At 69.1% G+C, this 14829-nt stretch carries 11 protein-coding genes; 3 read left to right on the top strand and 8 right to left on the bottom strand.

The features are described from left to right. Positions 1 to 43: 43 nt before the first annotated feature. The 4 genes from ABZ208_RS12120 to ABZ208_RS12105 all read right to left on the bottom strand — a co-directional run bounded on the left by ABZ208_RS12120 (position 44) and on the right by ABZ208_RS12105 (position 4118). On the bottom strand, positions 44 to 1525 hold the full coding sequence (locus ABZ208_RS12120) for a DUF4173 domain-containing protein (RefSeq protein ID WP_356909453.1): 1482 nt from the start codon (positions 1523 to 1525) through the stop codon (positions 44 to 46). 392 nt (positions 1526 to 1917) lie between these two features. Next, positions 1918 to 2826 carry an ADP-ribosylglycohydrolase family protein gene (locus tag ABZ208_RS12115; RefSeq protein ID WP_356909382.1) on the bottom strand — a complete coding sequence of 303 codons (909 nt, stop codon included), beginning with the start codon at positions 2824 to 2826 and terminating at the stop codon, positions 1918 to 1920. Positions 2827 to 2838: 12 nt separating this feature from the next. Further along, on the bottom strand, positions 2839 to 3498 hold the full coding sequence (locus tag ABZ208_RS12110) for a histidine phosphatase family protein (protein WP_328395628.1): 660 nt from the start codon (positions 3496 to 3498) through the stop codon (positions 2839 to 2841). Between the two features lie 14 nt (positions 3499 to 3512). After that, entirely contained in the window at positions 3513 to 4118 is a 606-nt protein-coding gene (locus ABZ208_RS12105) for a YdbC family protein (RefSeq protein WP_356909381.1), read from the bottom strand. A 90-nt stretch (positions 4119 to 4208) separates the two neighbouring features. On the opposite strand from ABZ208_RS12105, the gene ABZ208_RS12100 reads away from it, so the two are divergent. Both ABZ208_RS12100 and ABZ208_RS12095 read left to right on the top strand, forming a co-directional pair. Continuing rightward, the gene (locus ABZ208_RS12100) at positions 4209 to 5168 is read left to right on the top strand and encodes a DUF1152 domain-containing protein (protein ID WP_356909380.1); all 960 of its coding nucleotides are present in this window, start codon (positions 4209 to 4211) and stop codon (positions 5166 to 5168) included. Between the two features lie 55 nt (positions 5169 to 5223). Further along, positions 5224 to 5754, top strand: coding sequence for a TerD family protein (locus ABZ208_RS12095; protein WP_356909379.1), 531 nt, complete (start codon positions 5224 to 5226; stop codon positions 5752 to 5754). A gap of 137 nt (positions 5755 to 5891) precedes the next feature. On the opposite strand, the gene ABZ208_RS12090 is transcribed toward ABZ208_RS12095, so the two are convergent. Further along, entirely contained in the window at positions 5892 to 8783 is a 2892-nt protein-coding gene (locus ABZ208_RS12090; RefSeq protein ID WP_356909378.1) for a vitamin B12-dependent ribonucleotide reductase, read from the bottom strand. Between the two features lie 168 nt (positions 8784 to 8951). Then, positions 8952 to 9464 (bottom strand): transcriptional regulator NrdR, encoded by a 513-nt coding sequence (gene nrdR, locus ABZ208_RS12085; protein WP_356909377.1) that lies wholly within the window; start codon positions 9462 to 9464, stop codon positions 8952 to 8954. 591 nt (positions 9465 to 10055) lie between these two features. Here nrdR and lexA point away from each other — a divergent pair. Then, on the top strand, positions 10056 to 10841 hold the full coding sequence (gene lexA / locus ABZ208_RS12080) for a transcriptional repressor LexA (RefSeq protein WP_328395638.1): 786 nt from the start codon (positions 10056 to 10058) through the stop codon (positions 10839 to 10841). Between the two features lie 99 nt (positions 10842 to 10940). Here the strand turns inward: lexA and ABZ208_RS12075 are convergent, their stop codons facing one another. Both ABZ208_RS12075 and ABZ208_RS12070 read right to left on the bottom strand, forming a co-directional pair. Continuing rightward, the gene (locus ABZ208_RS12075; protein WP_356909376.1) at positions 10941 to 12911 is read right to left on the bottom strand and encodes an ATP-dependent DNA helicase; all 1971 of its coding nucleotides are present in this window, start codon (positions 12909 to 12911) and stop codon (positions 10941 to 10943) included. Positions 12912 to 12963: 52 nt separating this feature from the next. After that, positions 12964 to 14829, bottom strand: coding sequence for an IucA/IucC family siderophore biosynthesis protein (locus tag ABZ208_RS12070; RefSeq protein ID WP_356909375.1), 1866 nt, complete (start codon positions 14827 to 14829; stop codon positions 12964 to 12966).

Raw genomic sequence — 14829 nt, 5'->3', positions numbered from 1 at the left:
CCGCACCCCGCGGCGCCTCAGACCTGCTGCGAGGTGCTCCTTCTCATTGGTCGTACGGGCCGAGCTCGCCCTCCTTCTCCCACTCGCCGCGATCCTCCCGATCGTCGTACTCGTCGAAACGGTCGGAGTCGTACGCGTCGCACGAAGTGTCATCGGCGTGAGCGCCGCGATCGGCCAGGATGCCGCGCGCCTTGGACTCGCCCCAACTCGTCGCGTACCAGGGGTCGTCCGTCTCCTCCAGCGCGCGTGCGATGCCGTCCAGCGCACAGGAGCGCAGCGGCTCGGGCAGCCCGTCGAGGGCCGGAACGGCATCCGCGGACAGCTCCTGGAGGTAGGCGACGTCGATCTTTCCGGTGCGCTCGTAGCGCTGTACGTTGCGTTCCGCGACGAGTCCGTCCGGGGAGGCGAGGCCGAACGCGAGCACGGCGGCCGCGGCACTCGCCGCTACCGCGCGAGGCAGCCACTTCACGCCGTACACCCCAGCTGCCATGATCAGGACGATCACCAGTCCGAGCCACAGCTCCATGGCTGCGACGGACACCCGCAGTCTGGTCAGTCCATAGGCATCGACGTACAGATCCATCCGGCGCAGCGCCGACGCCACCACGACCAGAGTGAGCAGGCACAGCGTCCCGAGGACGGCACGGACCAGGGTGCGGTCGCCCGCCGCGGAGCGAGGTGCCCAGCGCAGCGCAAGCGCGATCACGACGAGTGTCAGCAGGGTGGCGAACAGCAGCTGCCAGAAGCCCTGGCGCGCGTATGCGGAGTACGTCAGTCCCGTCTCGCTGAGCACCTTGTCGTAGCCGCCGAAGAGAACGGCGAGCTGGACAGCTATGAACACGGCGAAGAGCAGGTCGAGCACCACGAGCGGCAGCGCCCACTCCCAGCGGGACCGGGCCCGGCCGGGTCGTATCTCAAGGCGGTCCCAGCGCAGGGGGGCGGCGGCCAGGTGCGCCGCGGCGAGCGCTCCGACCAGGCCGACCAGGAAGAGCAGGAAACGCCAGGGGCCGTCGGCGACCGAGACGTCCGGGATCAGGTTGCCGAGAAGATCGGCAAAGGCTGCGTCCGCTCCCGCGAACAGCGCTCCGAACACGATCACCAGCAGCGCCGCCACCGCGCCGGTGCGCAGGACCGGCGCCACGCGGCCGTTCGACCCGGCAGCGTGGGTGCGCAGTCCGTTCCATCCCCAGACCATGCCGGTACCCAGCGAAGCCGGCAGGCCGAACGGGCCGAGCAGCACGCCCGGCCAGGTACGGCCGCCGTTCAGCGCCAGCGACGCGAGGGCCAGCGCCGACACGACGGCGAGGAACGTCGGCCATCCGGCGTCACGCAGCACGGGCACGGCGAGCAGCGCGATGCCGCCGAGTGCCCACACCAGTGTCCACGGGCGCAGCCTTCGGCCGGCGGCCCTGGCGGCGAAGTACGCGCCGAGTCCGGCGGGCACCGCGACGATCAGCAGATTGAGGCCGGCTCCTTCGCCGAGCAGAAATGCGCTGAGCACCCCGGTGGCCAGTACGCACCACAGTGTCGCAACGCTCGCCGCGGCCGGTTTGCGGGCGCCTGTTCTGCTGCTGCGCCGGGGCGGCTGCGGTGGTGGCGCCCAGGGCCCGGGTACGGACGGTCCTGCCACGGACCTGGACGGCCCGGCACTGGACCTCGGCGGTGGTGTGTCATGTACGTCCGGCACGGGACCCCCTCCCGACCGGATCACCCCGCCACGGCTCTGAGGCGGTACGACCCGGTGTCTCGTCGGCGCGCTCCCGTCCATGATCAGCAGCGCGGCGTGACGGACAGAGTAGCCCTGGCGGCACCGGTCGCCCCCTCTCGTGCGAGGCTGAAGCCGGACCGTGACACATGAGCCGCCCGGCAGGCCCGGGCGGCTTCTCACATGTGGCCTAGTCGAGGGGGCAGGGCTGCTCAGCGGGTGCCGTCGGGCACCCAGTCCGGCAGACCCTCCGTACGCTCCAGCCACTCGGCGGGCGGCTGCCCGGCCTTACCCGCCGCCACCACACCACAGGCGATCGCACAGGTGGTGTCGACATCGCCGCCGACCTGGGCCGTCGTCCAGAACGTCTGCTCGAAGTCACCGAGCGAACGTGCGGCGGACCACAGCGCGAAGGGCACCGTGTCATGAGCGCTGGTGCGCCGGCCGCTGCCGAGCACCGCTGCGACGGTGCCTGCGTCGCTGTAGTCGAGCATGTCCCGGGCCCGCCGCAGACCGGCCCCGACCGCACTGCGCGGCACGAGGTCCACGACGCCGTCGAGCAGTTCCTCGGGCGTGGGCGGTCCGGCGGGGTTCCCCGCCAATGCGGCTGCCGCCGCCACGGCCATGGCGCCGACCACGGCCTCGCGGTGCTGGTGCGTCGTGTACGAGGAGATCTCGGCCTGATGGGTGGCCTGTTCCGGGTCGCCCGCGTACCAGGCGCCGAGCGGGGCGATCCGCATCGCGGATCCGTTGCCCCACGAGCCCTGGCCCTTGAAGAGTTCGGCGGCCAGCTCGCGCCAGTCGCCGCCCTCCCGGATCAGCCGGAGCATCCTGTTGACCGCCGGTCCGTAGCCCCGGTCGAAGTCGTGGTGCTCGGCGAAGGACCGGGCGAGTGCGTCCTGGTCCACGCGATCATGGTCCACGAGCACAGCGAGGACCGAGCAGGCCATCTCGGTGTCGTCGGTCCACTGCCAGGTCTGCGGCGGCAGCTCGCGCCGTTTCAGCAGGGGATAGTTCGTCGGTACAAAGAACTGGGAGCCCAGGGCGTCTCCCACGGACAGCCCACGCAGGCTGTCCAGGGCGCGTTCGAAGCGCCGGTCGCGAGAGGAGTCAGCGGTCATCTTCCTGCCACTCTATCCCGTGACGCCGTACGACTCCGGGGTCCGCCAGTGTTCGAACGGCCGGTCAAGCGTGTACCGCCCGTTCTCCCCCAGTTGCAGTATCCGCATCTCCCCGTTGCCCGGGTTGGACAGCGACTCGAATTCCGCGACCGACCAGTGGAACCAGCGCATGCAGAACAGCCGCATCGTCAGCCCGTGCGTGACTATGAGCACGTTCGGGGGGTGATCGGGGGACTCGAAGCTGCGGTGCAGACTCTCCAGGAACGCGCCCACCCGGTCGTACACATCGGCGCCCGACTCCCCCTGCGCCAGCCGGTAGAAGAAGTGCCCGTACGCATCGCGGTACTGCTTCTGCAGCCGCACGTCCTCCCGGTCCTGCCAGTTCCCCCAGTCCTGCTCCCGCAGCCGGGGCTCCTCTCTGACCCGCACCAGCTCGGGGTCGAGGGCGAACGCCCGGAAGGTGTCGTGCGTGCGGCGGTACGGCGAGACGTAGACGCTCACACGCTCCCGTCCGAACAGTTCCCGCAGCCGTGCCCCCGTCTCCTCGGCCTGCGCCCAGCCGGTGGCGGTGAGCTGGAGTGCATGGTCGGGCTCGCGTTCGTACACCGTGTCATCGGCGTTCCCCTCCGACTCGCCGTGCCGGACGAGGACGATGCGTCGCGGTCGCGCCATGCCACGACCTTAAGTCACACGGTCCAGGAAGGTTCCAGCTCCACCACATCCCCCGCGAGAGCGGAAACGTCGGCCTCGGTCTGCGCGCGCAGCAGCAGCCGCTCGACCCGCTCCGTCCGGTACTTCCCGTGCTCGGCCGCCGACTGCCACATCGACATCACCAGGAACTCGTTCCCTGCCGCCTCCCCGAACAGCCCGCGCACCATCCCCGGGGATCCGGCCATCGCCGGGTTCCACACCTTCTCCTGCATCAGCGTGAAGTGCTCGATCCGGTCCTCGCGGACCCGGCAGTGGGCGACCCGCACCACGTCGGCGTCCGTGAACCGCGGTTCGAAGCCCGTCTTCACATCGAAGCGGTGGTCGAACAGCTTGGCCTGGCTGTCCTTGTACGTCCCCGACTGCCCCGACGCCAGCCGGTCGTGGGAGCGCGCCATGAACGAGTCGTAGAAGGCGCGGCTCTCCCAGAAGCCGAATACATGCGCCACATCCGGCCGTATTCGGCTCCACCCTCCGCCCTGCCCACGGAAACCCGGCTCACCCAGCAGCCCCGCCCACTTCCGCTGTCCCCGCTCGAACCCTCGACGGTCCACCACGGTGCAGCGAATCCACTTGACCAGCACCGCGCCATCGTACGGCTCGGAACGTGGCGCCGGTCACTCTCCGGCACAGACCACCCGAACCGGCTGTGCCGCCTCGCCACAATGATCTGCATGACAGCCCTGCACACCAACCCGCTCTTCGCCCGTCTCGATGCCGCCGAGCGGATCCTCGTGGCGGGCGCGGGCGGCGGCTTCGACGTCTACGCCGGGCTTCCCGTGGCGCTCTCCCTCCTCCATCAGGGAAAGGACGTGCACCTGGCGAATCTCACCTTCAGCTCGATCGAAGGGCTGTCCGTGGACGACTTCCTCGCTCCCGATGTCGCGGTGATCACCCCGGAAACATCGCTGCACCAGACGTACTTCCCTGAGCGAACCCTCGCGCAGTGGCTCGCGCTGCACGGCTATCCCAGCACCGTGCACGCCCTCGCCCGCACCGGCGTCCAGCCGCTGCGCGACGCCTACCGGGCTCTGATCGAGCGGTACGACATCGACGCGGTCGTGCTCGTGGACGGTGGCACGGACATCCTGATGCGCGGCGACGAGTCGGGACTCGGGACACCCGAGGAGGACATGACCAGCGTGGCCGCCTTGTACGGCATCGATGTGCCCGTGCGGCTGGTCGTCTCGGTCGGCTTCGGGGTCGACGCGTACCACGGGGTGAGCCATGGCCTCGTCCTGGAGAACATCGCCGCTCTGGAGACCGACGGCGCCTACCTCGGCGCCTTCTCGGTGCCCCGCTCGACGCGTGAGGGCGCCTTGTTCGTCGACGCGGTGGCTCATGCGCAGGCGCACACACCGGACCATCCGAGCATCGTGAACGGCTCCATAGCGGCAGCGGTGCAGGGGGCGTTCGGCGATGTGCGGTTCACCTCACGCACCCGTGGCAGTGAGCTGTTCATCAATCCGCTGATGTCGATCTGCTTCGCCTTCGAACTGGACGGTCTCGCCCGCCGCTGTCTGTACCTCGACCGGATCGAGAACACCCACCTGATCCGCCAGGTCAGCAGCGCGATTGCGGACTTCCGGGAGGAAGTCCCGCGCCAGAGGCCGCCTCGCCGCATCCCGCACTGACCGGATACGGTCAACGCACCAACAGCTCTTGGCAGTTACGGGGAAGGGAAATCAGGTGAGCAGCCTCAACAAGGGGGTCGGGAAAGCCGAGGTCACACTCAAGTGGGACCCCAGCCCCCTGGGTGAGCCCGACATCGATCTCGACATCGTCGCTGCGACGTACCCGGCGGACGCGCCTCACGGCAAGCCCTCGTACGTCGTGCACTTCGACAGTCGCTCGCCCGACGGCACGATCACCCTGACGAGGGAGAGCCGGACAGGCCAGGGCTTCGGCTCCGACGAGGTGATGACCCTCGAGTTCCACCGGCTGGCAGCGACGTACGGACGCGTCGTCGTGGGCGTGGTCATCCAGCAGCGGGACGGCCGCAGGGTGTTCGGCGATGTGGCGAACACCCTGGTGCGGGTGCTGGAGGGCCATGTCGAGCTGGGGAAGTGCGACTTCGCCGCGGTCTCCGGGTCGAGGGCCGCGGTCATCTGCGAGTTCACCCGGACCGCGGCCGGCGACTGGGAGTTCCGGGAGACCGTGCAGGGCTTCGACGCTGATCCGCAGACCTTCATCACGGTCATGGGCGGCGGCGCCGGCTGAACGCTTCCTCCGGGGCGTGACCCAGGCCACCACGGAAGGGAAGCGCCGAAGCCCCGGTGTTCAGTACAGCCGAGCGGGGAGTCGCGTAACGCGACTCCCCGCTCGATCAGTCATTCACGCCTGGAAGGCGCTCATGTTCAGCTGCAGCCGCTCGTGGAGCCGCAGCCCTCGCAGATGTAGCAGGAGCCTGCGCGCTGCATCTTTGTGCCGCAGGAGAAGCAGAGCGGGGCGTCCGCGCTGATGCCCATCTGCATCTCGACCAGCTCCGCCGAGGTGTGCGCCTGCTTCGGGGCCGGGATCTCCGCCTTGGGAGCGACGACAGCCTTCAGCGTGTCCTGATGGCGCGGAGCGGACTGGGCCAGTCCCTCGACATCGACATCGACATCGTCGACGGACTGCTCGTACGAACCCGTCTCCAGATGACGCTGGCGCTCCTCCGCCGAGTGGATGCCTAGCGCGGAGCGCGTCTCGAAGGGCAGGAAGTCCAGCGCCAGGCGGCGGAAGATGTAGTCGACGATCGACTGCGCCATCCGCACGTCCGGGTCGTCCGTCATCCCGGCCGGCTCGAAGCGCATGTTGGTGAACTTCGAGACGTAGGTCTCCAGCGGAACGCCGTACTGCAGACCGACCGAGACGGCGATCGAGAAGGCGTCCATCATGCCCGCGAGGGTGGAGCCCTGCTTCGACATCTTCAGGAAGACCTCGCCGAGGCCGTCGTCCGGGTAGGAATTGGCGGTCATGTAGCCCTCGGCGCCGCCGACCGTGAAGGAGGTGGTGATGCCGGGACGTCCCTTCGGAAGGCGCTTGCGGACCGGGCGGTACTCGACCACCTTCTCGACCGCGGCCCGGATGGTCTCCTCGGCCTTCTCCGTGACCGCGGCCTTCTCCTTCTCCTTGGTCTTGGCGGAGAGGGGCTGGCCGACCTTGCAGTTGTCGCGGTAGATCGCGAGCGCCTTGACGCCCATCTTCCACGCCTCGAAGTAGATCTCCTCGACCTCTTCGACGGTCGCCGACTCCGGCATGTTGACCGTCTTGGAGAGCGCGCCCGAGATCCACGGCTGGATGGCCGCCATCATGCGGACATGGCCCATCGCGGAGATGGAACGCTCGCCCATGGCGCAGTCGAAGACCTCGTAGTGCTCGGTCTTCAGGCCCGGCGCGTCGATCACATTGCCGTGATCGGCGATGTGGGCGACGATCGCCTCGATCTGCTCCGGCTGGTAGCCGAGGCGGCGCAGCGCCTGCGGGACCGTGCCGTTGACGATCTGCATCGAGCCGCCGCCGACCAGCTTCTTGAACTTGACCAGGGCGAGGTCGGGCTCGAGGCCGGTGGTGTCGCAGGACATCGCGAGGCCGATGGTGCCGGTCGGGGCGATCACGGACGCCTGGGAGTTACGGAAACCGTTCTTCTCGCCGAGGCGGATGACGTCCTGCCAGGCCTCGGTCGCGGCGGCCCAGATCGGCGTGTCCAGGTCGTCCACGCGGACGGCAGCGGTGTTGGCGTCGGCGTGCTGCTTCATGACGCGCTTGTGCGGCTCGGCGTTGCGGGCGTAGCCGTCGTACGGGCCGACGACCGCGGCGAGCTCGGCGGAGCGCCTGTACGAGGTGCCGGTCATCAGGGAGGTGATGGCTCCGGCGAGGGCGCGGCCGCCGTCCGAGTCGTACGCGTGGCCGGTCGCCATGAGCAGGGCGCCGAGGTTGGCGTAGCCGATGCCCAGCTGACGGAAGGCGCGGGTGTTCTCGCCGATCTTCTGCGTCGGGAAGTCCGCGAAGCAGATCGAGATGTCCATCGCGGTGATGACCAGCTCGACGACCTTGGCGAAGCGCTCGGCGTCGAAGGACTGGTGGCCCTTGCCGTCGTCCTTGAGGAACTTCATCAGGTTCAGCGAGGCCAGGTTGCACGAGGTGTTGTCCAGGTGCATGTACTCGCTGCACGGGTTCGAGCCGTTGATCCGGCCGGACTCGGGGCAGGTGTGCCAGTGGTTGATGGTGTCGTCGTACTGGATGCCCGGGTCGGCGCAGGCCCAGGCAGCCTCCGCCATCTTGCGGAAGAGCGCCTTGGCGTCGACCTCTTCGATCACGTCGCCGGTCATCCGGGCACGCAGCCCGAACTTGCCGCCGGACTCGACGGCCTTCATGAACTCGTCGTTCACCCGGACGGAGTTGTTGGCGTTCTGGTACTGGACGGACGTGATGTCGTCGCCGCCCAGATCCATGTCGAAGCCCGCGTCGCGCAGCGCGCGGATCTTCTCCTCTTCCTTCACCTTGGTCTCGATGAAGCCCTCGATGTCGGGGTGGTCGACGTCGAGGATGACCATCTTGGCCGCGCGACGGGTCGCGCCGCCCGACTTGATCGTTCCTGCGGAAGCGTCGGCGCCCCGCATGAAGGAGACCGGGCCGGAAGCGTTGCCGCCGGAGGAGAGCAGCTCCTTGGAGGAGCGGATGCGGGAGAGGTTCAGGCCGGCGCCGGAGCCGCCCTTGAAGATCATGCCCTCTTCCTTGTACCAGTCGAGGATGGACTCCATGGAGTCGTCGACGGACAGGATGAAGCAGGCGGAGACCTGCTGCGGCTGGGGCGTGCCGACGTTGAACCACACCGGCGAGTTGAAGCTGAAGACCTGGTGCAGGAGGGCGTACGCCAGCTCGTGCTCGAAGATCTCGGCGTCGGCGGGCGAGGCGAAGTAGCTGTAGTCCTCACCGGCCTTGCGGTAGGTCTTCACGATCCGGTCGATCAGCTGCTTGAGACCGGTCTCGCGCTGCGGGGTGCCGACGGCCCCGCGGAAGTACTTGCTGGTGACGATGTTGACCGCGTTCACCGACCAGAAGTCGGGGAACTCGACGCCACGCTGCTCGAAGTTCACCGAGCCGTCACGCCAGTTGGTCATGACGACGTCACGGCGTTCCCAGACCACCTCGTCGTACGGATGCACGCCGGGGGTGGTGTGGATGCGCTCGATACGCAGGCCCTTGCTCGCCTTGGATCCCTTGGCTCGGGACCCTCGTGCCGGGCCGCTCGTCGTCTCGGTCATGCCGCCTCCCATATACGGGCGAAAACGCCCTGAAGTGCCCAGTTCTTCCCGTGGCACAGTTCGTGTCTGTTGCCCCGGGCGCCGCACACAGCGCCCGTGACAGGTCTTTCGCCGCTTTGAGCCGGCCGGCAGGGCCGGCCCCCCGACCCGTTCCGTACGGCCGGTCGCTCAGTCGGCGGCAGTGGCGGGCACGGGGACTTCGACGGCCCCGGGGCTTCCGCCTTCCTCAGCAGGAGGCCGCTCATGCCGCAGTTCCGCGATGGCGGCCTCGAAGTCTTCGAGCGAATCGAACGCCCGGTAAACGGACGCGAAGCGCAGGTACGCGACGAGGTCGAGTTCCTGCAGGGGGCCGAGTATGGCCAGACCCACGTCGTGGGTGGTCAGCTCGGCGCTGCCCGTGGCGCGCAGTGCCTCTTCGACCCGCTGGCCGAGCTGGGCGAGGGCGTCCTCGGTGACCGGCCGTCCCTGGCACGCCTTGCGCACGCCTGAGATGACCTTCGTACGGCTGAAGGGTTCGGTCACACCGCTGCGCTTGATCACCATCAGCGAGGCGGTCTCCACCGTCGTGAAGCGGCGGGAGCAGTCGGGGCACTGACGGCGTCGACGGATCGACGTTCCGTCGTCGGTGGTGCGACTGTCGACGACACGACTGTCGGGGTGCCTGCAGAAGGGGCAGTGCATGGCTCCCAACCCTCCCTCACAGACACGACTGAATGGCCTCACAGGTGTGTTGAAGCCCCGTGAAGCAGCCACAAGCATAGGCGATGCCCTCGCCCCTGAAGGACGGGGGACCACAACTTCTGGGTGGCGCACACAATCCAACCACTAGATCTGGTGGTGGGGCGCGTTTTGCGCGGTAGAGCGTGTCGCCTGACGGAAGGACGGCGGCCCGGCCGCACACGGGCCGTATCGCTCATGTGCACCCAGCGCGTCCGAACGCCCGACGAGGCTACGCGGGGCGCGCGGCTCCGCGGAATCGCGGCGGATGAATGCCAGACTGGGAACCACCCCGGCCCACTTCGCGGCGCAGCAACCCCTGCACCCGCATCACCGCTTGAGCACTTCCGCGGTGACGGCACGCTTCACCGCGACCGGCGGTGAAGCGTACCGTGAAGGCGCGAGCCGCCTCGCGGTTCGATCGTTCGCACATACACCCAGCCGAGCGGGGACGTCAGGAAATCTGCGATTTTTCACTCGAACGTGTGTTTGGCGCAACCTTTCGAAACCAACTACCGTTGTCCAGCTAGGGAGACCATTTCGAGAGGGGCCGACGTGACCACCACCGCAGACAGTGCCACCATCACTGCCCAGGACCGCTCCCAGAACCGATTCGAGCCGGTGCATGCCATGAATGACGCAGCCACGACCCCGGAGGGGCCCAAGCCCACCCGCTCGCTGCCCGGCCGACCTCCAGGGATCCGGGCGGACAGCTCCGGCCTCACGGACCGGCAGCGGCGTGTCATCGAGGTGATCCGTGACTCCGTGCAGCGCCGGGGATACCCCCCGTCGATGCGTGAGATCGGCCAGGCGGTCGGGCTGTCCAGCACGTCCTCCGTCGCGCATCAGCTCATGGCCCTGGAGCGCAAGGGCTTCCTGCGCAGGGACCCGCACCGCCCCAGGGCGTACGAGGTCCGAGGCTCCGACCAGCCCAGCAGCCAGCCGACCGACACCACGGGCAAGCCCGCGGCCTCCTACGTGCCCCTCGTCGGCCGGATCGCGGCCGGCGGCCCGATCCTCGCCGAGGAGTCGGTCGAGGACGTCTTCCCGCTGCCGCGGCAGCTGGTCGGCGACGGAGAGCTGTTCGTCCTGAAGGTCGTCGGCGACTCCATGATCGAAGCCGCCATCTGCGACGGTGACTGGGTGACCGTGCGCCGCCAGCCGGTCGCGGAGAACGGCGACATCGTGGCCGCCATGCTGGACGGCGAAGCCACCGTCAAGCGTTTCAAGCGGGAGAGCGGCCACGTGTGGCTGCTCCCCCACAACGCTGCGTACCAGCCCATCCCCGGTGACGAGGCGACGATCCTCGGCAAGGTGGTGGCGGTCCTGCGGCGGGTCTGACGGCCCGCCCGCCCTGACCGGACCCCGGGACCCACTGCGCCGGTCCCGGGGTCCTGCTCTGCCTCAGGACCGGCCACGCACGGCTGCTCACGCAGTCGTCTACGTGCCGTCCGCCCTGGCAGCCGCGTCGATGGCAGCCAGCGAACGCCGCACCTGATTGCGGTCCGTGGTGTACCAGAAGTCGGGCATGGACGCCCGCAGGAAGCTGCCGTAGCGGGCGTTCGCCAGCCGCGGATCGAGCACGGCGACGACTCCGCGGTCGCCCGAGGCCCGGACGAGCCGCCCCGCTCCCTGGGCCATCAGCAGCGCCGCATGTGTCGCGGCGACCGCCATGAACCCGTTTCCACCCGCCTCCTCGACCGCCTTCTGGCGAGCGCTCATCAGCGGATCGTCGGGACGCGGGAACGGGATGCGGTCCATGACCACCAGCTGACAGCCGGACCCGGGCACATCAACCCCCTGCCACAGGGACAACGTGCCGAACAGGCAGGTCTCGGCGTCGGAGGCGAACGACTTGATCAGCTCACCCAGCGTCTCCTCACCCTGCAACAGAATCGGCTTCTCGAGCCGGCCGCGCAGCTCTTCCGCCGCCGCCTGAGCAGCCCGCATGGACGAGAAGAGTCCCAGCGTGCGGCCGCCAGCCGCCTCCACGAGCTCCGCGAGCTCGTCCATCATGTCGCCGCGTGAGCCTTCACGGCCCGGCGTCGCCAGATGACGGGCGACATAGAGGATGCCCTGCTTCGGGTAGTCGAACGGTGAGCCGACGTCGAGGCCCTTCCACTGCGGCACCTCGTCTCCTCCGGTGCCTTCCGGAGCGAGCCCCAGCGAGGCACCCACGCCGTTGAAGTCCCCGCCCAGCTTGAGCGTGGCCGAGGTCAGCACCACCGACCGTTCGGCGAACAGCTTCTCGCGCAGCAGCCCCGAGACGCTCAGCGGTGCGACGCGCAGCGACGCCCCGAAGCGGTCGTGCCGCTCGTACCAGACGACGTCGTACTCGGAGCCCTGGGTGATGCGCTCGGCCACACCGTGCACGTTCTCCACGGAGGCCAGCGCCTGTTTGCGCACCGCGTCCTCGTCCTGGACGGATTTGTCGCGGGTGGCGCCGAGGGCGGAGATCACCGTACGAGCTGCGTCGCGCAGAGCCATGAGCGCGTACCCGAGATCCTCCGGGATCTCCTCCAGGCGGCCGGGCAGCGCCAGCTCCATCAGCCGCTCGAATCCCTCCGCAGCCGTCTGCAGCACGTCCGCGGCCTTTTCGTTGACGAGCTTCGCCGCTCGGCGGACCGCGCGGTTGACCTGGCCGGGAGTGAGCTCGCCGGTGGCGGCGCCCGTGACCCGCGAGACCAGCTCATGAGCCTCGTCGATGATCAGCACCTCATGCTGCGGGAGCACCGGCGCGCCCTCGATCGCGTCGATCGCCAGCAGCGCGTGATTGGTGACGACGACATCGGCGAGCTTGGCCCGCTCACGCGCCGCCTCGGCGAAGCATTCCGCACCGTACGCACACTTGGAGGCGCCCAGACACTCCCGGGAAGAGACCGAGACCTGGCTCCAGGCACGGTCGGAGACACCAGGGGTGAGATCGTCACGGTCACCCGTTTCGGTCTCGTCCGCCCAGTCGCGCATCCGCAGCAGGTCCTGACCGAGCCTGCTCGTCGGCGCGGCCGCCTCGAACTGGTCGAAGAGCCCGTCCTCCTCTTCCTGCGGGACGCCCTCGTGCAGCCGGTGCAGACACAGGTAGTTGGAACGCCCCTTGAGCATGGCGAACTCGGGCCGACGGCGCAGCAGTGGATGGAGCGCCTCGACGGTCCGCGGAAGGTCCCGCTCCACGAGCTGCCGCTGGAGCGCCAGGGTGGCCGTGGCCACGACCACCCTCTCCCCGTGCGCCAGCGCCGGGACCAGATAGCCGAGCGACTTTCCGGTGCCGGTGCCGGCCTGGACGAGCAGATGGGAATTGTCGTCGATGGCCTCGGCGACGGCCTCGGTCATGGTGACCTGGCCTGGCCGCTCCACACCGCCGACGGCGGTCACGGCGGCGTGGAGGAGCTCGGGGAGGGATGGCTTCGTCATAGCGCGACCAGCCTACGGGGCGCCACTGACAGCGCGGTCCGACAGCGGCCCGTCACGTGGGGCAGAGGGGGTTGGCGACGGTTCCGTGCACGGCCGCGTGAGGTCGCTCAGGACGGTCCCGGTAGCCGTCGAGGTGAAGTCTGTTGCGGTTCAGACAGAGCCGCTCGATACGCGCGGTGAGCAGGTCGAACAGCTCGTAGCGCTCCTTGAGCTCCGGGAACCGTGCCTGGTGCCGCAGGATCTCCGCCCGTACCAGCGAGAAGAACTGCTCTTCCGGTACCCCCAGTTGCTCCTCGCACAGGGGCGCGAGATACCGGAACACTCCGACGAAGAGTCCCGAGTGGATGAACTGGGTGAGGAAGGCCGGCTCCTCCGTCAGGAGAGTGCGGCGAACGTCGTCCGGCATCGAGTCGTGCTCGGGCAGCGGCTGCGCGCTGACATTCACGTCGTCGACGAAGTCCTTGATCGCCAGCCGCACCGGGATGTCGTCGCCGTCGAACACGACGATGGCATTCTCCCCGTGCGGTGAGAAGACCGTTCCGTAGCGGTACAGGAAGTGCAGCAGCGGGGGCAGGAGCGCGGAGAACAACCGCTGCAGCCACACGGTGGGAGTGAGCCCTGAGCGGGCGACCAGTTCCGCCGTGAAGGCGCGGCCGTGTGGATCGGTGTGGAGGAGGGAGGCGAGGGTACGTGCCCGCTCTCCGGGCGCGAGGCGCGGCTGGAGCGGCTCGCGCCAGATCGCGCCGAGCAGTTCCTTGTACTGGTACGGCACCTCGGCGAGATGGTCGTAGAGCGGGTGCTCGACGGTCACCGAGGCGACCTCGCCGAGCAGGATCACGCCGCATTCGTCCCGCAGAAAGGGGTCCGCGTCACGCAGCCCGTGCACCCAGCGGGTGACGGCCGGGGCGGCGAGGGTGCGCTCGGTGGGCAGGCCGCGCCAGACGAGGGTGTTGAGGATGGACAGCGGCAGCTTCACGGTGTGCCGCTCGGGACGGTCCAGGTTCACGAAGGTACGAATGGACTGCTGAGGCAGTCGGCGATCGCCGTCGGTCGGCAGCGGCACGATGTCCCCGCGGGCGATGGCGGGGGCAAAGAGGGGGAGCAGCACTTCGTCCCATTGCCAGGGGTGTACGGGCAGGAAGAGATAGCCGGCCGGGTCCAGCCCTTTCGCGCGGAGCGCGGCGGCGAACGACTCTCGCACGGATGCGTCCAGCTCTCGGGTGTACAGCTCGCCGGGCTCGGCGAGGCCGGAAACGCCTCGGTAGGCGGCGATGGCCGAGCTGACCCCGACCCACGGCAGACGGGCGGGGCGGCGGGCCTCGGGTGACCAGTCGGCGGTGTCGGTCGCGGAGAAGCCGATGCGGCCTTTGTTGAGGACGAGCCAGGGGTGCCCGGTCTGGTGTCCTTCGAGTTCGGCGTAGCCGAGGTCGGCGAGTTCGGCGCAGTTCAGCGCCGTGCCGTCGAGTGCGGTGTCGGCGGTGAGGGTGACGGACAGCTCGCGAAGGAGGTGGCCGAGCGTGGCCCCGTCGAGGGCGAGCAGATCCCGGGCCCGGGCGAGGAAGGCGAGCGGGTCTCGGAAGGGCCGGCCGTCGCGCATGACGGAGGCGGGATCGACGCGCCAGCTGCCGTACGCGCCGCGCCGGGCGCGGAAGGTCAGGCCGCCGCCGTTGTTGTCGATCGGGAGGGTGTAGAGGTCCCCGCGGTCCCCCGGTTCACCGGCGTCGTGGCGGGCCGGGAGGGTGGCCGGGACCGGAACCGGCTCGATGATCTCTTCGTAGGCAAACTCACCGAGCATCTTCGCCAGTAGCCGGGCAGCCGCCCGGTCCCAGGCTTCACGGGTCAGTCCGGCCGGGGTGAAGGGGACGGTGGCCGGGTGCGCGGAGTCGCTGGAGTCGTTGTTGGCAGGTGACTTCGGCAC

Source organism: Streptomyces sp. NPDC006208 (genome assembly GCF_040613775.1).
GTDB lineage: Bacteria > Actinomycetota > Actinomycetes > Streptomycetales > Streptomycetaceae > Streptomyces.
Note: the sequence above shows the minus strand (reverse complement) of the source record. Positions and strands in the feature narration are given on the sequence as shown.